Genomic DNA, 19,851 nt, shown 5'->3' with positions numbered 1-19,851 from the left:
TATAATGGCGCCATTATGGCAAAGAAAAAATCAAAAACCAAAGCGTCTAGTAATACTATCGCGCTGAATAAAAAAGCCCGTCACGAGTACTTTATCGAGGACGAGCTTGAAGCAGGCTTAGAGCTCCAAGGTTGGGAGGTAAAATCTCTACGTCAAGGTAAAGCGAATATCGCTGAAAGCTACGTCTATCTTAAAGATGGCGAGGCCTTCATTAGTGGTATGAGCATTATACCGCTTAACCAAGCGTCTACTCATATTGTAGCTAACCCTACTCGTATCCGTAAGCTTCTGCTTTCGCGTAAAGAGTTAGATAACCTTTTCGGTAGCATTAACCGTGACGGCATGACCCTTACAGCATTATCTCTGTACTGGTCGCGTTCATGGGTTAAAATTAAGATAGGTGTCGCTAAGGGTAAGAAATTACACGATAAACGTACCGATCTTAAAGATAAAGACTGGGCGCGCGATAAAGCACGGATTATGAAGAGTAAACTGCGCTAATATTAAGCATCCAGTATGCATGGTGCTAGACAGGCTAGTCTTTTCTGGTACTATGCAAGAACACTAGGGGCTGATCTAGGATTCGACGGGAATTCTGAAGTCTGAGGTGCATGTCGTGGGGCGGTTGGCCACGTAAAAAGCCGCAAAAAAATAGTCGCAAACGACGAAAACTACGCACTAGCAGCTTAATAACCTGCTGAGAGCTCTCTTACCCTAGCTTCCGCTTTTAAGACGGGGACCAATAAGAGATCAAACCCAAAAGAGCTAGCCCGGATTCTCCCGCCTGAGAGATGAACGGCGAATTATAATTCAGGATAGTCATTTACTAGCGTGTCGGTTCGCAGGTACTTGGTGAATTTAAAGATCGACTAAGCATGTAGTACCAATGATGAACGGTTTTCGGACGCGGGTTCAACTCCCGCCAGCTCCACCAAACGTTTGGAAAAGGCGGTAAGTCACTGATTTACCGCCCTTTTTGTATCTAAAACTTCGATATTAGGCTGTTTGTACTACATTTTGGTACTACAACATGCGCTATTTATCTATCTCAAAATCTGGCATTTGGCAGTTTCGATATCAGATCCCCTCTGAGTATCGACACTTATTTGATGGACTTCGTGAGATCAAACGCTCTCTGAAAACATCAAACAAAGATAATGCGATTCTCTTAGCATTAGAACTAGAGATAGAAGTTCGTCGCACCATCATATATCCAACTACCACCACCATTTCAAAGCCCGTAAAACCCATTCACCAAGAAAAACAACACCTATCAGCACAACCAAAACAAACAAAGGCACTTTGCCCAGAAAAGATGTTAGAGCGTTTTTGCCTCTATAAGGCTCAACATATATCGCCAAAGGCCATTGAAATGCTGAGAGCCAAGTGTCAAACCGTTCTTGATTTGCTTGGGAAATCCGATCTTCCTGAAATTCGCAGACGTGATGCTGAAGATGCAGTGCAGCTATTACGACAGTACCCTGTCAATATGAAGAAAAAACCTCAGTTCAAAGGGATGACAGCCAAGCAGGCAGTTAAACTCAATGACAAACTCAAAATGCCCACTCTTAGTGAAGAGTCAGTAAAAGACTATTGTCAGAAGACCTCGGGATTCTTTGAGTGGTGCCACTTGAACGAATTCACTGACATCAACCCATTTAAAGCGATTCGCTTTCGTAAACAACGTAAAGATAGCGAAGCCAAAAACGCATATACCCAAACAGACTTACAAAAAATCTTTAGTACAGAGATTCATACTAATCGACACTTCAGACACGCCTACTACTACTGGCTGCCACTCCTTGCCAATTTAACTGGTGCCCGATTGAATGAACTTTGCCAGCTACACAAAGCGGACATTTACCAACAGGATGGAATTTGGGTCATTCAAATTGATGACCGATACGAAGGGCAAAAACTCAAAAACTTAACGAGCCGTCGCCTAATCCCAATTCACCGACAATTAATCGAACTTGGATTCATTGAGTACCTACACTCAGTCAAACATGAACGTGTGTTTCCTGAACTAAAAAATTCACGAGATGGCTTTGGTAGTGCCGCTTCTAAGTGGTTTGGACGATTAAAAACCAAACTAGGCTTCGGTAGAGGCCATGACTTTCATTCCTTCCGCCATACGGTGGCGACACAATTTAAACAACAGCAAGTTTCCCATATTGCTGCTGGTGCGATACTTGGCCATACCTTGAACAATATTACCTACGACCGCTACGGAAAAGAGCTGCCAATCACCCAATTACAAGAGGTAATCAATCTTATTGCTCCCCTAGAAGGTTTGTAGGAATGCCTTCAGGGATATCTGTCACAAAGGGTTTTAGTTCAATTGACTAACTTGAATTAGATTTCGCCCTTCGTCTTTCAGGTTCTGTAGCAGTCAAACTCTACATCAAAAAGCCATCAAGCCCCTACACAAGGCATACCATAACGATCAATGTCACATTTTGGATAGAACCCTCTTCAAGTGTTTATTCTTTATACAGACCGCTACTGGAGAGGGAATTTAGGCCATTCTGAGCGATCTTGACACCACCCTCTGAAGCCCGTCATATACGTGCTTGCCAACTAAACGGGATTTAAACGGCATACTGTAAAAATCGCTAATTTTGTGAGTGAGGAGAAATAATTTAATCTCGTTTCCAAGTTGAAGAACAGGCAACTGTTAAACCCAAATATAAATAACGGAGATTTTATTTTGCAACATTCAACAATAGCCCAAAATGTAAAGAGCGACTTTAATCCTCTACTAGCAAGTAGCAATTTTTCAGAACTAGACAATGTTCTTATTATCCCTAAAAGTCAGAAGCAGAAGTTTAAAAAACCTCAGACAGGTTATGAAATCAAAGAGACATACATTCAATCAAAGTTTGATTTTGGAAAAGCTCTAGACAAAAGCATTAGTCAGGAAGATAAAATTATAACTCTAGTTCTAGATATTTTTGCTATTGATGACTTAAATGAATTGGATCGTGAAAATGCAGAGATCATCAGGAACTTCCTCAAGTATTACCCAAAAAATGCTAATAAATTTAAGGAATTTGATGGTCTTACTCCATTAGAAATTGCAAAGTTAAACCAAACTCTTAAAAAGCCAACATTGAGCGCACGAACAATTCGTGGTGTTATTCAAAAAATGTCAACTTTTTGCTCTTGGTGTGTTAATCATGGATATATTAACACTAATCATTTCCATAAATTAGAAACATTACCACCAAAGTCTGATGATATTCGACTAGAGTTTAATGATGAGCAGTTGAGTTCTATTTTCCGTATGTCTGATTATACTTCTTGTAATTTCAAACATAATTATTATTACTGGATTCCACTTCTGCTACGTTTAACTGGTGCTAGGCTCAATGAATTATGCCAATTGTGGTGTCAGGATATTCAACTAATAGATAATGTATGGTGCATAGTAATTCATGAAAAATACTATGGTCAACGTGTAAAAAATGTTCAGTCAGCACGCATTATCCCAATTCATTCAGCCTTATTAGAACGGGGATTCATAGAATTCGTGCAATCTCTTAACACTGAAAGGGTATTTGATGAACTAAAACTATTCAACGGCTACTACTCACATAACGCTTCAAAATGGTTTTCTCGCCGTCGTACAAAACTCGGTTTAGGTAAAGGCCTTGATGCACACTCTTTTCGTCATAGCTGCGCGGCTGAACTAAAACGCAACGGTGTGTCGACCGTTTTAATTGAAGAGCTGTTAGGCCATAGGCACAACTCTATTTCTCTTGACCTATATGGTAAAAAATTTCAACCAAATGAGTTGTTGAAAGTGGTTAATCTGATTGACGATTCACACTTGTCACACATTAAAGCCTTTCACTGCCAAAACGTAAAATAGAATAACAATCAAACCGATATATTTATTTTAATCCCTACTCTAGTAGGGAGGTAAACGTACACTTAAAAATTTAGTGGGTGACTTCGCTCACCCAAAATTTACCATATGGATATTTAATACATGATAAAACCGATAAAAAAAGCATTTGAAAAGGCTAAAGAAGTCTTTGGAAGTTTAATTTTCTCTCGCGGCTCTAATGGCTTCGATAATATTCAAGAATGGCTTATTAAAGGTTTTGTTTCTAAACACTCATTTGGCGTAGTATTTGGAAAATCAGGCTCTCGTAAATCATTTATTACTATTGATATGAGTTGTGCTATTGCAAGTGGCACACCTTGGCAAAATCAACGAACGCAAAGTGGTGCCGTAGTATATATCGCTGCTGAGGGACAGGTTGGCATGTCAAGACGAGTAAAGGCTTGGGAAACAGCAAATGGTCGCACGGTAGATAATCTGTATATTCTAGGCCATAGCATTATGATGTCCATCCCATCGGCTAGAAACAACTTGATCAATTCAATTAAAGAAATCGAAGATAAAAATAAAGTGAAAGTCGAATTAGTTGTCTTAGACACTTTGGCTCGCAACTTTGATGGTGACGAGAACAGCTCCGATGCGATGGGTAAGTTCATTCACGGTTGCGATCTCGTTAAAGAAGAAATTAAAGCCTCAATCCTATGTGTACATCACAGTGGTAAAGATGCATCGAAGGGAGGACGTGGTAGCTCAGCTCTTAATGCCGCTTGTGATTATGAATTCCAAGTTACTCATGATTCAAAGACAGGATTGACAACGCTTAACAACACCAAGCAAAAAGACGCTGAAGAAGCAGTAAGTTTAGTATTTGAATTTCAACCTGTTGATTTAGGTATTAAGTGCGAAGATGGCGAGCCTATCACCTCCCTAGCATTACTTACGCTTGCGACCACCAAAAACAACAATAATGGTGACAACAACCCACTTCTCAAAGCACTTCGTGAAGTTTTTGGTGGAAGCTGTACTAGAGAAGACTTGCGTATGTGTTGCTTCCCTCCAAAAGAAGGGGTAGCTGCAAATACGACAAATCAAAACTTCAAACGTACACTTGCCGTACTTGTAGATAATGGTCTTGTTTCTATTGAACAAAAAGGAAAAATCGCCAATAGCAACGATATCATTACCTTAGTGGAACAATTAGAGCTTTTCTAACCCGCGCCTTATTAGGTAGTAAGATAAGATGACAGGTGACGCACATATATATGTGCGTCACCTGTCATCTTATCCCGTTAAATCAACTGCGTTTCGTTAAAAGTACCTGCTATAAAGCATAAGACTGGCTGAAATTTATTAAGGAGTGTATCTACGACTCTCCAGCCTTGCCACTTGTCAAACAATCACCAACCGTGAAGGTTGTTGATTTGTCTCTCACAGTGAGACATGAGCTTTTCTAAAAATGCTCTAATGTCTGTCTTGTTACTTACACTACGCCAGTGACCTTGACCACCTGATACTATTATTGAAGCAGCATTATACATGTGTTTAAACATCATTCGTTTGCACAGTTGATCATAGCGATAGATATAGCTTATTCCTTTGCTCTCTGGGTAAACTCCGTTGACGTCAGGTGAATAATACAAGCGTTCAGATTCATTTAATAAGAAACCGTCCATTACAGGGAATAAAGGCATATCTATCTTTGGTGTCTTATTTGCTTCTTGGCAGTCCCCCACCAAAATAATATAACCTTTAAATACATCTATTTCCTGTTCGAAAGCCCCTTCTTGTGTCGCTTCAAAAAGATCAATTCCACTTCCGAGAACTTCTTCAGTTCGGTTGTTATAATTTTTGCCTACAGAACCTACCTGAGACTTTAGCTCTATAGCAGCAAGTAATTGGTTTTGAACTGTTACAACTACATCCCAAGACTTATGTGGTCTATAAAAGCCCGGCAGTTGTGTGTATTTTTTGCTGGTAAATACCTCGATATCTTGTAGGCCTGAGGCAATAATTACCTCCTCTAACAAAGCAGTAAAACCATCTAGAGTTTGCCCAGAACGAACCCCATCAGTCTCTCTTTTATGCCAGAAATAATTTACCGCTTCTTGTATTCTTGACTCCATTTATTGTAACCCCAACAGTTGTAAATCCTTATCGGTCAGCTCATACAATTCTGCCATCAATTGAGTTATATTTTGACCGTTATTCAACGATGACTCAATCAGTTGCTCTTGTAACTCAGAGGTTAAGCTATTCCAACTTGGCAGTCGAATGCGCCTTAGGTGCTGAGCTTGAAAGCGTAAATTGCCACCAGAAACCTTGGTTGAGTAATTCTCTATAAATAGCTGACCAACACCACTCTCAAGTACCAGCTTAAGTGCTCTCATATCCCAATACTTAGAGATAATGTAATAAATAGAGTTGTTAGGTTGCAGGCCTAAAGTATCGTGAATGACCGTCAATCTTGACTTGATATCAGGAATAAGCAACTTTTCACTTTGAGCTTTGTCAGCATGTAAGCGATCTATAGTTCTGAACCAGTTCTCGGGCTTTTTCTTAGCTACATGACGAGTTGATAGCACTTCAAAGTGCTCATTTAGATACTCTTCTAATCTAGGGTATTCTGCTAAATCGATAACACCATTTTCATCAAAAGTATTGATCATAAACTTACCTGAAGCAGATAACTCTCCTGAGCGAATATCTGCGGCTGTAATCATCGGGACTCTGCGTGAATCCTCTACAAGACAGCCGTCATCAATAACGAAGACCTTATTATTGCCAGTAGCAACCCCTATACTCACGTTGCAGCCCACATCTTCAATGCATGGGAATCGAGCTTCTAACCTTTGAATCAGATTGATTTCGTCTGAGCCTCCCAAGAGCCAAGGAAAGTCTTTCTTTACAACGTCATTACGATGTAAAGAAAGACTTTCCTTGGAGCGATCCTTCATTAGTTTAAGAGTGCTAGTCGCTGATAGGTCATCAACACCAACACCATGAATTAACAACGTCTCACTTTGCCTAGATTTTTCGATCAAAGTTATAGCAGGATAAGTGAGCACTTCCGACTGAAAGGCTCTTTGTCCATAAAGATCAAGTATCATTCGAAGGTTGTATGATTTATGGATTAAGTTTCTGAGGTTTCGACCATAGCGATTCTTCATCCAGCGGTCTGTGCAGATATAAATAAGCTGTCCACCATCTACCAGTAACTCTAATGACTTCTCATAGAACGCAACATACAGATCCGCTCGATCAGTCATTGTAACAAAGTTCGCTCGATACTCTTCCAGCAATAATGAAGGGATGTTTTCAATTCTCACATAAGGGGGGTTACCTACAACGTGAGTGAACTTAACAGCCGACTCCCAAAGCAAAAAATCTTCACAATAAAACCAAGAATCAGCGATAGTATGAGCTTCCTCGGTCGAAAATATTTTAACAAGCTCATTCCTAACCTTCTGTTTAGCAACAGCTATATTCACTGAAGATATATCAAATGCGAAGATTTTACCTACAAAGTAATCATATGCAGGTACTTGTTGTAGAGTAGAAACTTTATTGACCAGTTTCTTAGTCAAGGCAATTACAAATTCCCCTTGACCGCAAGACGGCTCTAATATTTTGCTACTAGGATTAAAAAGCGCATCACAAACTTCAACTACATCCAGCATATAATCAACGATTGTTGGCTTCGTAAACACTTCTCCCTTCTCATCGTTTGAGCTTCCCCACTCAAGAGAAACGGAGTGTAAGCATTGTTGTACTGTCATTTAATCCTGAACCCTAGACATATAATTCGGCACATACTAGCACAATCGACGATTCCCCACTAAAGCTTTAACGGCAGATTGCCAGCAGAGAGAAACCTAGTTTGCGCATCACTTTCTAACACCAAAACCTCTAACAACGTCCCCCTTCCGTTCAGAGCCTTTTGGCACCTCTCGACAACTCAAGCAGCATCAACTCTATTGAAATATTGTATTGGCTCTCCGCTACAATTGAAACTGCTCAACCAAGTGATATCCCTAAGTAGCAGGAGCTTGCTGTTTTAGGACGTTTTTTCATCCTTAACTCCTATTTTCCATTCGAAGCCTTGTGGGGAGCCAGCGATACATAGCAAAAAAGCGCCTTTCAGGGCGCTTAAATCAAACCGAACACAATTCTACTGAGTGCTGTCACCTTTTATATGACGGGGTTGCATCTAATACCTTTGTAGCAAGCAACTCCAGTATTTCACTGACCTTAGTATCTCTCACTTTCATTAGCGTCTTTACGTTATCGATTGTTACTGCCAAGTGTTCACCTGTAGCCACACCCTCTAACTTATAAGCATCATTCGCATGTTCAGTCACTTTTTCAATCCATGCACGTCTATGCAAATTGATCACTGAGTCAACCTTAGTAATAAAACCTGCTTTCATTGCTCCCTCAAGAACCAAGCTCTCAAGGCTGGTAGTTTCAAGATCGTCTAAATCATGTAGCAGTTGGATTAGTTCCGAAGCGGAAATTTCTTCTTTCATAGCGTTTATTTAAAGAGTAATAATTATTTTTTCTCTCTTCAAATGGCTGTGTATTTTAAAAGGGGTAGTCAAGAAGGGTCTCCATTCTTGCCAGTGGAAAACATAAGAACGTAGTGAGTTGTCCTATCTGGAACCACATATGAATACTCATGATAACAGTCCAGTAGTTTGCATCACTGAAAGTCAATTTGTAAGCTTAAAGCAAACGACTAACATGCTTAAAAATTGGACTGTAATAACTCAACCCGTTCGCTATGCAAGTGATGGCGTCATGATGCGCGAACGATACCTGCTAAATCTAAAACATGCCAACCACAAACATACCGAACATATCGTTTCTATTTTCGGAAATGCAGAAACCTCGAACCGAATAGCGATAGCAGGTGAGAGCTTTCGACTGCATCAAAAAATATATAATCGGCGTGGTGGTCGCCCTTTATCCAGCTACGCTATTGAGTATTGCCTCACTCTTCCAAAGGGCTATCGTCCTACTAAACAACAATGGCAATCCATCATCAAAGATTGCAGTCTAGCTCTAGCGAAATTGTGCAAGCTCAGGAGATCAGAGTTCGAACAATATCGTCAACAAATCCGCGCCGTGTTGCACCAACAAGAACAAAGCGGAACAAGAGGTAGTGGTGATCATGTTCACCTAATCATTGGAAAAGTTGTTGGCACCCGAACCCTAAATGAACTTCAACAGAAAAAGGCGACCAAGCTTATTAAACAGGCTTTCAACCACTCAGTGCTAAAGCATGTAGGCATTGATCATAGAAGCTATGAAGCGATTGAAATTGAGAAAGGCAGAAGGCTCTCAACTTGGCAACATCAGTATAAAAAAGCTACTGAAGCCCATGAAATAGAGAAACTTATTAAGTTGATGCAAATACAGTTTGATAAATGGCTCAAAACTCAAGAGGAGCACTGCGTCAGGCAGCAACGTCGCCAAAAAAACCGACTAGTAAAAACTATCGAAAAGTTGCGCAAACTCCCACTCAATGAAAGTCAGCTAAATGGTATCAACATCATTAAGACTAGATTAAACAATTAGCGTATTGTTAGACGCTGGTTCAACTCCCTTTTGAGGAGCTGAACTGACACCTTTCGTGGAGCTTAAACTCTCAACATGGATTGAGACTATGCGAAAAAGGTACTAAGATACGGTACTAAGTGATTTTTATTTTAAACCACAAACAGCTTAACGCATTGAAGTTAAAAGGTTTTGATGTTTTTGATGGCTACTCCCGCCAGCTCCACCAATCGATTGGAAAGGGCGATAACTCTCGGGTTATCGCCCTTTTTGTATGTGCCTCTGTTAACTTGTCATTCACCCTGTGATTTGGCCCCGCAAGTAATTCACTTATAAAAACCTACCTCTTGTTCTCGCAAATCCACTACTAAGCTTCTTAATCACTACTCTTTAAAATAATAAAGTCTCTTTTATGTCTACTAAAGAACTAGCTCAAACAGAAGCTTGTTCAAAGGAGTAACCTCAGATGTTGGCTATGTAAAGTTTGGGACATAGTTCTGTTCTGATAACAACTTCTATTTTCACGATAGTAATACTCTTTCTTAGTATCCACACAAAAAATATTACTGTTCTATTTCCCCCCTTGGACAAAAAGCGAACAAGACTAAAAACTACCTTGCTACTATGGAATATGCTCACAAAGCGAACGCAATGAAATTTCAACTCACAATAAAACAGCAAACAATGTAACACTGCAAACGATTGCGTGCGCTAGATCACACATAAGTATTGTGAATACCTTTAAAATCCGCGCAAACTAGCAAGAAGGTATTGTACTTAAATGAAATCCATAAAAACCCCTATCGCTCTTTTGATTGGCGCAGCACTGCTAACCGGTTGTAATAGCGAAACTAAATATGTAGATATTCAACCTAATGAAGTAAAGATCGCCACTTATAATCTCTCTTTTGATCGCAATACTTTTGAAGATCTAGTGGCAGAAATGCAAGTCACCCCAGATAAACAAACTGAACTCGTTACTGCTTATCTAGACAGTTCTATCGCAGACGAGGATAAAGAAATGGCCGAGAAGGTCATCCAGATTCGTAATGTTGCAGCTATCATCCAAAAGAATCGCCCTGATATTTTGATGATGGCAGAGTACAACAACGATGGTACAGGCGAAGACAAAGCCGCATTGGTAGGATTCCAAGAAAACTATCTGTCTATTGCTCAAAGTCTAAACGGTGCAGGTGGTGAAGCTAACCTTGAACCAATTGAATACCCTTACACTGAATCTTACTCAACGAATACTGGATTAAACAGTGGCCTTGATCTAGATAACAATGGTACAGCGGGTCAACTTCCAGGTGATGGATGGGGCTTTGGTTTCTATCATGGGCAATATGCATTTGCATTAATGTCTAAGTACGAAATCGACACCCAAAACACTCGTACTTTCCAAGAATTCAGATGGAAAGATATGGAAGGTGCAGAGATCCCAACAATTACTATCTGTGATGGCTCTGAAACCATTCCTGATGGAATGGCATGTGGTGATGCATGGTACACAGCAGAAGAGTGGGAGCAAGTCCGTCTTTCTTCTAAAAATCATGTAGATACCCCTATCATCATCCCAACAGAACAAGGCGATGAAGTTATCCACTTGTTGATGTCTCACCCTACTCCGCCAGTCTTTGATCCAGGCAAGAATAAGGCTCAGAACGGCGCAGAAGTAGAGTTTTGGCACCACTACGTGCTAGGTAAAGACTACTTCTACGATGATGCTGGCAACACAGGCGGCCTATCTGAAAACTCTAAGTTTGTAGTAATGGGCGATCAAAACTTGGATCCAGTGGATGGCGATGGTTATAGTGAAATAATGCAAACGTTCCATAACGACCCGCTTATAAACCAAGATGTAATGAACGGTGAGTTATATCCAACAAGTTTTGGTGCAGCGGAACATGCTGTAGATAAAAGCTCTGAGCATCCTGTGCCTAACCGAATTACATCTACATTTGGTCTTGCGGTGGACTATGCGATGCCATCAGCCAACCTAAACGTCATAGATTCTGGTGTTTACTGGGCAGCTTCTTACGAAGAAGGGCGTAAGTTGTTTAATGACGAACGCATTGGTGACTATGGCGACGGTAAAGATGTATCTTCCGACCACCGTATGATTTGGATTAAAGCTCAGCTCTAAGAATCTTTCATATACTCAAGGCCTCGATATCTATCGAGGCTTTTTTGCCTAATTATCCTGTCCTGAAATGTGTTGAAATATCTGAGGCTAATTATGACAACTCTCAACACGCTCTACGTCAAGCACACTCAAAGTAACTCCCATAAAAATACCTACCTATTAATCCACCACTAAATTTCTGAATAAAACGTAACTTTTGGATAATAAGATGAAAGTCTAAAAGGCTCTTTTTGCATGACTAAAGCATTAATTTGTAAACTGAGTCTGAACATGAAAAATAAAAAAGCCCCTCCGGGGAAGGGCTAACACTTCTAGTTTTATAGGTAATGGATTACCAAGCGTATGAGACATCTACACCTGCAGGTACACCTACATCAGAACCAGTCGCTTCAGAAACGTTCGCGATCGTTACTGAAAATTATGTTCGTATTCTTGCGTTGGCGGAAGTGCAATTTCAGCCATTTGCTCACTTGGGTTAACAATTAGGATTTGGTCATATTGAATCGGATCGTCAATGTAGGCACTGCAAGTGAAGGCTACTGTGTAATCTCCTGCTGGAATGAACCCAAAGTAGTAATCGCCATTTTGTTCTACGCCAACTGACGCATACGGCTCGACATGGCCTTCTGGTAATTCAAAGTCGTTATTGTAATCCTGATCATCAATATCGACATTATCAACTAAGCTGCCTTCTACGTGACTATGCCCTTGATATAGATAGACAAAATTACCGCCATCGGTGCTACATGCATCGCCTTGACTGAACAAGGCAGGATCAACATTACCCCAAAGTGATGATGCTGAACCGTTATCAACGATCTTCACTCCATGAGGCTTAAGGATATAACCATTGTTGTTACTGTTGTTGCCTCGAAGTACCAGAGATTTGCGTAGATCAAACTCAATAGTGAAAGACTGTACGGTTTCAGCAGTAACTTCAAAGCCGCCCAACTTTAATTTGTTGCTCGGCACCTTAAGATCATGATGGCCATTCGCAGTAACCCATTGTAGAGATTGGTTAGACTTTGTATGAACAATCAACTCTTTATAGTTTCCGATGGCAATGCGCTCATCAGAAAGAATCAACTTCGAATCTGAACCTTGATAGTCAAGCAAGTCAATTTGCTGGTAATCATCAGAGCTTTCAGTTCCTACAACATTCAAGAAGTAACGTTGACCATTTTTGTGAATCAGTTCTAGCGCATCGAATGCCACTACCACTTCTTCCGCATCCTCGACAGGGGCATCAGATACACTAAACGAGACTAGAGCGGTGCTATTGGTAGGTGGCGTACCAGAATTCGAAGAGTCATCACTATTACAACCTGCTAGAGCCAATACTGCGCAGCTCAACATCAGCAGTTTAATTTTCATATTTTCTTATTCCATTGTTTCCATGAATGATTGAGCGCAGTGTATATATGCAATGTCATTAATAAGTCAGCTCAACGTAGGCAATTCGTTGATATGAGGTATGATGACATTGCACTGTTTGAACCTAGGCCATTACCAATGAAATCCGAGTCTAACCCGATAAGAAAAGCAACGCGCATTGAAAGCGTGATGAACTCTGCTATGTGGCATCTTACTCAGAGGGATATGACTGAGAGTGAGCTACTAGCAAAGCTCAAAGCGAAAACGGACAATCAAGATTGGATAAATCAGACTTTAGAGAGCCTTCGAAATTACGGTTACCTTAAATCTGATTCAGTGTTTGCCGAGCAGTTTGCTGAGCGCTGTTTTAGTAATGAATATGGCTCTACTTACATTATCGAGAAATTGAAGCATAAAGGGATTGCCGAGCAGATCATTATTACTGCTATCGACACGGTTAAACAGCGACTAGAAATAGACGAATTGACCATTTTAGTTGACCGACTCAATAACCAATATCAGGAATTTACGATAAGTCGAGAGAAGCTTGTTAACTCCCTATTAAAGCGTGGATTTACCTTTGGGCAGGTGCAAACCGCTATCTCTCAACATACCGGAGCACATACCTTACGTTCTAATTTAGAGATAAAGGCTGAAAAAGCCGATCTTGAAAAAGAAGTACTCAAGTATGTGAGAAAAGGCAAAGGTCTTACAGTTATTCGCCAAGAACTAAAACAACGCAAGATAGATACGACTGACCTCGAGGCCTTTATCGAGCAAGCCATTAACCGTGGAGAGATAGACTTTTTTTCTTCTTGCCTCGAGCAGCTGCATAAGAAATCTTACGATCTAAATGATTTCAAAGAACGTAGCAAAGCTTACGCCATGCTTTCTCGAAAGGGTTTCTCTTCTGAGGAGATAAAGTATGCGTTAAGTGATGGAGAAGAATAAGATACTCTCTTTAGAAACCAAGGTCGCTTAAAGTGTAAGCTAAGCATTGCTCATTAGAACAGCACCCTGTTTATAGTTATCATCCTTTACACTGCTATGACGTGTGGAATTCATTCGCCGATAAGATCTATTCGAAACACACCCATCTGATACTAAATAGATACTATAAATGAAAAAACTACTGATAATTCTTCCTATTCTTTTGACTCTGACTCTTTCTGGATGCTCATCAGCGTCTAGTAACGCTTCGGCAAAAACTAGACAGTACGCATCAAATCATGACCTCAACGGCCAAGCCTCTTGGTATGGTAATGCTTATCATGGAAAGCTTACTGCTAGCGGTGAAACCTACAATATGCGAGCTTACACCGCAGCACACAAAACCTTACCTTTTGGCACTATCGTTCGTGTAACAAACACCGCAAATAATAAGAGTGTTGATGTAAAGATCAACGACAGAGGGCCGTACGTAAAGGGACGCGTTATTGATTTATCATTAGTTGCCTTCAACAAAATTGGAGACAGTAGTAAAGGGTTGGCGCCAATTAAGATCGACATATTAGATGACAGCAATACATTTAGATATAAACACTGATTCACCCACGCTCAGTGGTTGCTTGTATTCCCACCACGTTAAACTAAGCTTTGCTACGTAAAGAGTTCTAGTAATAGCCAAATCGACGAGGGAAATATGAAAAGTGTAGCGATACTTGCTCTACTGTTCTCCGGTTCAGTACTAGCAAACCCAGACATTTGTATGGAAATTGGTAAGGCTCAAGCCGTTAATGATCATGAAAGAGTGATTGAACTGGCCGCGGGATTGAACCCAGCCGACGTTGAACAGTGCAAAGCAGTTGCAGACGAAGCACGCTCTGACACGAACCATGATATTTATTCTTTGACGGACGACTAAACTCAACATCAGCAAAGTTTCCAACTTGAACAGCACGCAATATGCGTGCTGTTTTTATTTGCCCAGTCACTTACAAAAACCAAGCAAACTCAATAATTACAACAAGTTAAAGCAACACCATTATCTTAATATCCCTTGCTACACATTCGCAATCAATCTGCTATACACCATCAATTTAAGTATTTGAACCAAGTACCCTCTCCAATTGAAATGACGCTCCCCCTTAGAATTTGGCAACTCATCGTAATCATCAGCTCAATTATTTGAACTAGATCTAATGATTGTGTTTCAAAATGTGATCGGACATGCACATCGTGGCTTATGTTCTTTTCTTCGTAATTACCACCTCTATTATGTACGACAATAATACATACAAGGAATTACACAATGAAACAAACTCTTGTTCTTGCTGGTTCACTCTTACTTGCTCTACCGGCTGCTGCTGACGTAGCCAACAACGGAGTTTCTTACCCTGTTCCTGCAGACAAATTCGATATGCGTAACTGGAAGATCACTATCCCTTCAGACATCAATGAAGATGGTAAAGTGGATGAGATCGAAGGCGTTGCAATGCTTAGTTACTCTCACGAAGATTTCTTCCACTTAGATAAAGATGGCAATCTTGTTTTTGAAGTACAAAACAAAGCGATCACTACTAAGAACTCAAAGAATGCACGCTCTGAGCTGCGTCAAATGCCTCGCGGTGCAAACTTCGATAACATTCTTACAGACTCCAAAGGAAACCAGTGGGCACTATCAAGCCACCCAGAAGCGGATCAGTACAGCGCGGTTGGCGGCACATTAGAAGCGACACTTAAGGTTAACCACGTTTCTCTACACGCTAAATTCCCTGAGAAATACCCTGCGCACTCTGTAGTTGTTGGTCAGATTCACGCGAAGAAACACAATGCTCTGATTGAAGCGAAAACTGGCTACGGTCACGGCAACGAGCCACTGAAAATTTTCTACAAGAAATTCCCAGGTCACGAATACGGTTCAGTTTTCTGGAACTACGAGCGTAACCTAGAGAAAAAAGATCCAAACCGTGAAGATATCGCATACCCAGTATGGGGTAACACTTGGGAAAACCAAGCAGAACCAGGTAAAGCAGGTATCGCACTGGGTGAAGAGTTTAGCTACCGCGTAGAAGTTAAGGGCACTATGATGCATCTGACCTTCGAAACAGCAAGACACGATAAGGTGACTTATGACATCGACCTAAGCAAGGGCATTGATGCGAAAGACCACCCAACTGGCTATGCAGAAGATGACTTCTACTTCAAAGCAGGCGCTTACGGTCAATGTAGTGTTCAAGAGTCTCATCCTGTATGGGGCCCAGGCTGTCAAGGTACTGGCGACTTCGCTATCGATAAAAAGAATGGCGACTACAACAGCGTGACTTTCTCTGCGCTAAAACTAAACGGTAAGTAATTCACCTTTTAACTCCTAGTTTATTTGTCTCCACGCTTGGCCTTTCACGAACTCTTTGTGAAAGGCCTTTTTTCATTCAACCATCACCAGAATCAATCGCTCTTCCCCATCTCGCCTTCTCTGCTGCTACAGCCAAATTAGTCGGTTCTTTTCTCGATATACTCCAAGCGCCCTTCTCTCGCTAACCACAAACTTGCGGTTAAAACCGCACACAGTAGTCCAACTAACCCTATTCAGATCTCAAAAATAATAATTTTAAAATTTATTTTTAAAACGCAATTTCATTTTACTTGATAGATCGATTTATTTTGTTTAATGTAATCCCATAAACAACACAAGGTTGTACCCAACACGTGATTACACATAGGACTTAATAATGATTCTCAACTCATTCGATCTAAAAAATAAAGTAGCAATAGTGACTGGCTGTGATACTGGTCTTGGACAAGGTATGGCACTGGGTCTTGCAAGCGCTGGTTGTGACATCGTTGGTGTGAACATCGTTGAACCAACAGAAACCATCGAGAAAATGAAAGAAACAGGGCGCAAGTTCATCGATATTCGAGCAAATCTAATGAAGCTTGATGATATCCCTTCAATTGTGGATCAGGCTGTCACTGAGCTAGGTCGTATCGATATTCTGGTAAACAATGCCGGTATTATTCGTCGTAACGACGCCATTGATTTCACAGAGCAAGATTGGGACGACGTAATGGACATTAACGTTAAGTCTGTATTCTTCATGTCTCAAGCGGTTGCTAAGCAGTTCATCTCTCAAGGTGAAGGTGGCAAGATTATCAACATCGCTTCCATGCTTTCTTTCCAAGGCGGTATCCGCGTACCTTCTTACACGGCTTCAAAGAGCGGTGTAATGGGTGTCACTCGCCTAATGGCAAACGAGTGGGCAAGCCACAATATCAATGTCAATGCTATTGCCCCGGGCTACATGGCAACGAACAACACTGCTGCTCTTCGCGCTGACGAATCACGTAATGCTGAAATTGTTGGCCGTATTCCTGCTGCTCGTTGGGGTACACCTGAAGATCTCGCTGGTCCATGTGTATTCCTAGCTTCAAGTGCTTCTGATTACATCAATGGTTACACCATCGCTGTTGATGGCGGCTGGCTGTCTCGCTAATAGGATCGATAATGTTTATTTATAATCAAAACATTGAGTTAGAAGATCTGGGTGAAGGTGTAAAGCGCAAGATATTAGCTCATTCAGAAAATATGATGACTGTTGAAGTACATTTCGATGAGGGGGCTATTGGTGCTATGCATAGCCATCCACACGAGCAGATCACTTACGTCCTATCTGGTGAGTTTGAATTCACCATTGGTGGCGAAAGCAAGATTGTGAAAGCCGGTGACACCATGTACAAAAAGCCTGACGTTGTTCATGGCTGTACATGCCTAAAAGCGGGTGTATTGCTAGATAACTTCACTCCTATGAGAAAAGACTTTTTGTAAAACAGTAGTGTGTTGATTAAGGCTTTAAAGGCTATATAAACGGATTAACTACCAACAACACACTTGTACCAAAAGCCACCAAGGATGGGATGCTCATTCTGGTGGCTTTTTTGCATCCGAATACCGCTGAACACTTCAATAACAGCATGGTGGAAAGCGATATACCTTCACTCGAAGGCACAACCCGAATTTTGGCAACATTAAGAAACAGATCACCGTTTCAACGAAAAACATCAAACCTAAACAAAAATAAAACATCGTTTCATTGATCACATTTCTGGCATGAATTACTCGAAGATTCATCATACAATAACCATAATGAACCAATGTTTTAAAAAATAACAATTTGCGTTTTATTACTATATTAGGGTGGAAACAATGAACATAGACATACTCGTCGTCGGGGTCTACTTCATCTTTATGATTGCCGTTGGCATCATCTTCAAACGCTTTGCTGGCAATAACACTAGTGATTACTTTAGGGGTGGCGGCAAGATGCTGTGGTGGATGGTAGGCTCAACAGCCTTCATGACACAGTTTAGCGCTTGGACATTTACAGGAGCGGCAGGTAAAGCTTTTACCGATGGTTTTCCTATCATGGTTATCTTCATGGCCAATGCATTTGGCTTCTTACTGTCATGGATGTTCTTCTCATACCGATTCCGCCAGATGCGCGTAGTAACTCCGATTGAGGGTGTGCGTCGTCGTTTTGGTGCATCCAACGAGCAAGTGTTCACTTGGGCAACAATGCCAACCAGTATCGTTTATACCGGTATCTGGCTAAATGGTCTGGCGTTATTTGTGAGTGCGGTATTTAAGATTGATATCGAAACTACCATTATCGCAACTGGCTTGATTGTTCTGTTCATTTCAGTACTCGGCGGTGCATGGGGCGTTGTGGCTTCAGACTTCGTACAGATGGTTGTGATCATGGCCGTAACGGTAGTTTGTGCCGTGGCTGCTCTTATCAAGATTGGCGGACCAACTAATCTCATTGAGCAGTTCCCGAGTGACTCTATCATGGGTCCCGATATGAACTACCCACTGTTGTTTGTTGCGTGGTTTATCTTCATGTTTGTGAAGCAACTGCAAAACATCAATAACATGCAGGATTCTTACCGCTTCCTTACTGCAAAAGATTCAACTAACGCTCGAAAAGCAGCGCTACTTGCCTTCGCTCTGATGCTGATAGGCCCAGCAATTTGGTTTATGCCACCTTGGGTAACTGCGGTTATCTACCCTGATGCCGCTATGGTCCACGCTGATGCACTAGGCAACAAAGCAGCAGATGCCGTCTACCTAGTATTCGTAGAACGTGTAATGCCAGTAGGTATGGTAGGTCTTTTGATGTCAGCGGTATTTGCAGCGACCATGTCTTCAATGGACTCTGGTCTTAACCGTAATGCAGGCGTATTCGTTCGAAACTTCTATAGTCCAATCATCAATAAAGAGGCATCAGAGAAGAAGCTGATGCGTGTTAGCCAACTGGTTACTGTGCTATTTGGCGCTCTTATCATCATGGTGGCGTTATTCATCAACTCATTGCGCGAGCTAAGCCTATTCGACGCAATGATGTACGTAAGTACACTATTACAAATGCCTATTCTGGTTCCTCTGTTCTTTGGGATGATCATTAAGAAAACGCCAGATTGGGCTGCATGGGCAACGCTTGTTGTGGGTATGTGTGTTTCTTACCTAGTGAGCTTTGTTATTACACCAGATGTCATTGCCAACATACTGGGTCTAGAAAATGGATTCACTTCTCGTGAAGCCTCAGATCTTATCGTTATGAACGGCATTATTGGACACCTGCTTATTACTGGTGGCTTCTTCTGCCTAACTACTAAGTTCTACAAAGAACCTGTAGGCCAGCGCGAAAAAGAGCTAAATCACTTTTGGAAAGATGTTGCAACGCCAGTTATTGAATCTGCAGGTCAAGACGAAATGGACCGTCAGCAACGCAATATGCTAGGCAAACTGATCTTGGTGTTTGGCGCTCTTGTTACAGCAATGATCCTAATACCAAACCCGTTCTGGGGAAGAATGGCATTCCTATTCTGTGGTGGTGTGGTTGTTACCGTTGGTGTTGCCTTATTGCGCAGTGCCAAGGTGACGAAAGCGGAACCTAAACTACAAACTCAAAGCTAACTGTTAACTCAA

At 41.2% G+C, this 19,851-nt stretch carries 17 protein-coding genes and 1 other RNA gene; 14 read left to right on the top strand and 4 right to left on the bottom strand.

What is annotated here, in order from left to right:
• Positions 1 to 15: 15 nt before the first annotated feature.
• From smpB to OCU46_RS03020, 5 genes are all read left to right on the top strand, one after another.
• Positions 16 to 501 (top strand): SsrA-binding protein SmpB, encoded by a 486-nt coding sequence (gene smpB, locus OCU46_RS03040; RefSeq protein WP_141269563.1) that lies wholly within the window; start codon positions 16 to 18, stop codon positions 499 to 501.
• Between the two features lie 66 nt (positions 502 to 567).
• Positions 568 to 934, top strand: a transfer-messenger RNA (tmRNA) gene (gene ssrA, locus OCU46_RS03035).
• Between the two features lie 96 nt (positions 935 to 1,030).
• A complete protein-coding gene (locus OCU46_RS03030; RefSeq protein ID WP_141269565.1) occupies positions 1,031 to 2,299 on the top strand; it encodes a site-specific integrase in 1,269 nt (422 codons plus the stop codon).
• A gap of 411 nt (positions 2,300 to 2,710) precedes the next feature.
• The gene (locus tag OCU46_RS03025) at positions 2,711 to 3,874 is read left to right on the top strand and encodes a site-specific integrase (RefSeq protein WP_141269567.1); all 1,164 of its coding nucleotides are present in this window, start codon (positions 2,711 to 2,713) and stop codon (positions 3,872 to 3,874) included.
• A gap of 120 nt (positions 3,875 to 3,994) precedes the next feature.
• Complete coding sequence (locus OCU46_RS03020; RefSeq protein WP_141269569.1) at positions 3,995 to 5,062, top strand: helicase RepA family protein; 1,068 nt, start codon at positions 3,995 to 3,997, stop codon at positions 5,060 to 5,062.
• A gap of 185 nt (positions 5,063 to 5,247) precedes the next feature.
• On the opposite strand, the gene OCU46_RS03015 is transcribed toward OCU46_RS03020, so the two are convergent.
• The 3 genes from OCU46_RS03015 to OCU46_RS03005 form a co-directional block, all read right to left on the bottom strand.
• Positions 5,248 to 5,973, bottom strand: a complete 726-nt coding sequence (locus tag OCU46_RS03015) for a PaeR7I family type II restriction endonuclease (protein ID WP_141269571.1) — start codon at positions 5,971 to 5,973, stop codon at positions 5,248 to 5,250.
• Positions 5,974 to 7,626: an Eco57I restriction-modification methylase domain-containing protein gene (locus OCU46_RS03010; RefSeq protein ID WP_141269573.1), complete on the bottom strand. Its 1,653-nt coding sequence runs from the start codon at positions 7,624 to 7,626 to the stop codon at positions 5,974 to 5,976.
• A gap of 405 nt (positions 7,627 to 8,031) precedes the next feature.
• Positions 8,032 to 8,376, bottom strand: coding sequence for a hypothetical protein (locus tag OCU46_RS03005; RefSeq protein WP_141269575.1), 345 nt, complete (start codon positions 8,374 to 8,376; stop codon positions 8,032 to 8,034).
• Positions 8,377 to 8,590: 214 nt separating this feature from the next.
• On the opposite strand from OCU46_RS03005, the gene OCU46_RS03000 reads away from it, so the two are divergent.
• Both OCU46_RS03000 and OCU46_RS02995 read left to right on the top strand, forming a co-directional pair.
• Positions 8,591 to 9,427 carry a hypothetical protein gene (locus OCU46_RS03000; protein ID WP_141269836.1) on the top strand — a complete coding sequence of 279 codons (837 nt, stop codon included), beginning with the start codon at positions 8,591 to 8,593 and terminating at the stop codon, positions 9,425 to 9,427.
• Positions 9,428 to 10,187: 760 nt separating this feature from the next.
• Positions 10,188 to 11,552, top strand: coding sequence for an endonuclease/exonuclease/phosphatase family protein (locus OCU46_RS02995; protein WP_141269577.1), 1,365 nt, complete (start codon positions 10,188 to 10,190; stop codon positions 11,550 to 11,552).
• A gap of 408 nt (positions 11,553 to 11,960) precedes the next feature.
• On the opposite strand, the gene OCU46_RS02990 is transcribed toward OCU46_RS02995, so the two are convergent.
• Complete coding sequence (locus OCU46_RS02990; protein ID WP_141269579.1) at positions 11,961 to 12,926, bottom strand: DUF4382 domain-containing protein; 966 nt, start codon at positions 12,924 to 12,926, stop codon at positions 11,961 to 11,963.
• Positions 12,927 to 13,064: 138 nt separating this feature from the next.
• Here OCU46_RS02990 and OCU46_RS02985 point away from each other — a divergent pair, with 138 nt between their 5' ends.
• The 7 genes from OCU46_RS02985 to OCU46_RS02955 all read left to right on the top strand — a co-directional run bounded on the left by OCU46_RS02985 (position 13,065) and on the right by OCU46_RS02955 (position 19,839).
• On the top strand, positions 13,065 to 13,877 hold the full coding sequence (locus OCU46_RS02985) for a RecX family transcriptional regulator (RefSeq protein ID WP_141269581.1): 813 nt from the start codon (positions 13,065 to 13,067) through the stop codon (positions 13,875 to 13,877).
• A gap of 169 nt (positions 13,878 to 14,046) precedes the next feature.
• Positions 14,047 to 14,472: a septal ring lytic transglycosylase RlpA family protein gene (locus OCU46_RS02980; protein ID WP_141269583.1), complete on the top strand. Its 426-nt coding sequence runs from the start codon at positions 14,047 to 14,049 to the stop codon at positions 14,470 to 14,472.
• A gap of 96 nt (positions 14,473 to 14,568) precedes the next feature.
• Complete coding sequence (locus tag OCU46_RS02975; protein ID WP_141269585.1) at positions 14,569 to 14,790, top strand: hypothetical protein; 222 nt, start codon at positions 14,569 to 14,571, stop codon at positions 14,788 to 14,790.
• A gap of 387 nt (positions 14,791 to 15,177) precedes the next feature.
• Positions 15,178 to 16,221, top strand: coding sequence for a polysaccharide lyase family 7 protein (locus OCU46_RS02970; RefSeq protein ID WP_141269587.1), 1,044 nt, complete (start codon positions 15,178 to 15,180; stop codon positions 16,219 to 16,221).
• Positions 16,222 to 16,597: 376 nt separating this feature from the next.
• Positions 16,598 to 17,359, top strand: coding sequence for a 2-dehydro-3-deoxy-D-gluconate 5-dehydrogenase KduD (gene kduD / locus OCU46_RS02965; RefSeq protein ID WP_017028301.1), 762 nt, complete (start codon positions 16,598 to 16,600; stop codon positions 17,357 to 17,359).
• An 11-nt stretch (positions 17,360 to 17,370) separates the two neighbouring features.
• Entirely contained in the window at positions 17,371 to 17,691 is a 321-nt protein-coding gene (locus OCU46_RS02960) for a cupin domain-containing protein (protein ID WP_141269589.1), read from the top strand.
• A 378-nt stretch (positions 17,692 to 18,069) separates the two neighbouring features.
• Positions 18,070 to 19,839, top strand: coding sequence for a sodium:solute symporter family protein (locus tag OCU46_RS02955; protein ID WP_141269591.1), 1,770 nt, complete (start codon positions 18,070 to 18,072; stop codon positions 19,837 to 19,839).
• The last annotated feature ends 12 nt before the right edge of the window (positions 19,840 to 19,851 follow it).

It is taken from the genome of Vibrio comitans, from assembly GCA_024346835.1.
GTDB lineage: Bacteria > Pseudomonadota > Gammaproteobacteria > Enterobacterales > Vibrionaceae > Vibrio > Vibrio comitans.
Note: the sequence above shows the minus strand (reverse complement) of the source record. Positions and strands in the feature narration are given on the sequence as shown.

Coding starts and splice junctions, on each gene's coding strand:
- smpB (WP_141269563.1), top strand. CDS start 16: ATGGCAAAGAAAAAATCAAAAACCAAAGCGTCTAGTAATACTATCGCG.
- OCU46_RS03030 (WP_141269565.1), top strand. CDS start 1,031: ATGCGCTATTTATCTATCTCAAAATCTGGCATTTGGCAGTTTCGATAT.
- OCU46_RS03020 (WP_141269569.1), top strand. CDS start 3,995: ATGATAAAACCGATAAAAAAAGCATTTGAAAAGGCTAAAGAAGTCTTT.
- OCU46_RS03015 (WP_141269571.1), bottom strand. CDS start 5,973: ATGGAGTCAAGAATACAAGAAGCGGTAAATTATTTCTGGCATAAAAGA.
- OCU46_RS03010 (WP_141269573.1), bottom strand. CDS start 7,626: ATGACAGTACAACAATGCTTACACTCCGTTTCTCTTGAGTGGGGAAGC.
- OCU46_RS03005 (WP_141269575.1), bottom strand. CDS start 8,376: ATGAAAGAAGAAATTTCCGCTTCGGAACTAATCCAACTGCTACATGAT.
- OCU46_RS03000 (WP_141269836.1), top strand. CDS start 8,591: ATGCTTAAAAATTGGACTGTAATAACTCAACCCGTTCGCTATGCAAGT.
- OCU46_RS02995 (WP_141269577.1), top strand. CDS start 10,188: ATGAAATCCATAAAAACCCCTATCGCTCTTTTGATTGGCGCAGCACTG.
- OCU46_RS02990 (WP_141269579.1), bottom strand. CDS start 12,926: ATGAAAATTAAACTGCTGATGTTGAGCTGCGCAGTATTGGCTCTAGCA.
- OCU46_RS02985 (WP_141269581.1), top strand. CDS start 13,065: ATGAAATCCGAGTCTAACCCGATAAGAAAAGCAACGCGCATTGAAAGC.
- OCU46_RS02980 (WP_141269583.1), top strand. CDS start 14,047: ATGAAAAAACTACTGATAATTCTTCCTATTCTTTTGACTCTGACTCTT.
- OCU46_RS02975 (WP_141269585.1), top strand. CDS start 14,569: ATGAAAAGTGTAGCGATACTTGCTCTACTGTTCTCCGGTTCAGTACTA.
- OCU46_RS02970 (WP_141269587.1), top strand. CDS start 15,178: ATGAAACAAACTCTTGTTCTTGCTGGTTCACTCTTACTTGCTCTACCG.
- kduD (WP_017028301.1), top strand. CDS start 16,598: ATGATTCTCAACTCATTCGATCTAAAAAATAAAGTAGCAATAGTGACT.
- OCU46_RS02960 (WP_141269589.1), top strand. CDS start 17,371: ATGTTTATTTATAATCAAAACATTGAGTTAGAAGATCTGGGTGAAGGT.
- OCU46_RS02955 (WP_141269591.1), top strand. CDS start 18,070: ATGAACATAGACATACTCGTCGTCGGGGTCTACTTCATCTTTATGATT.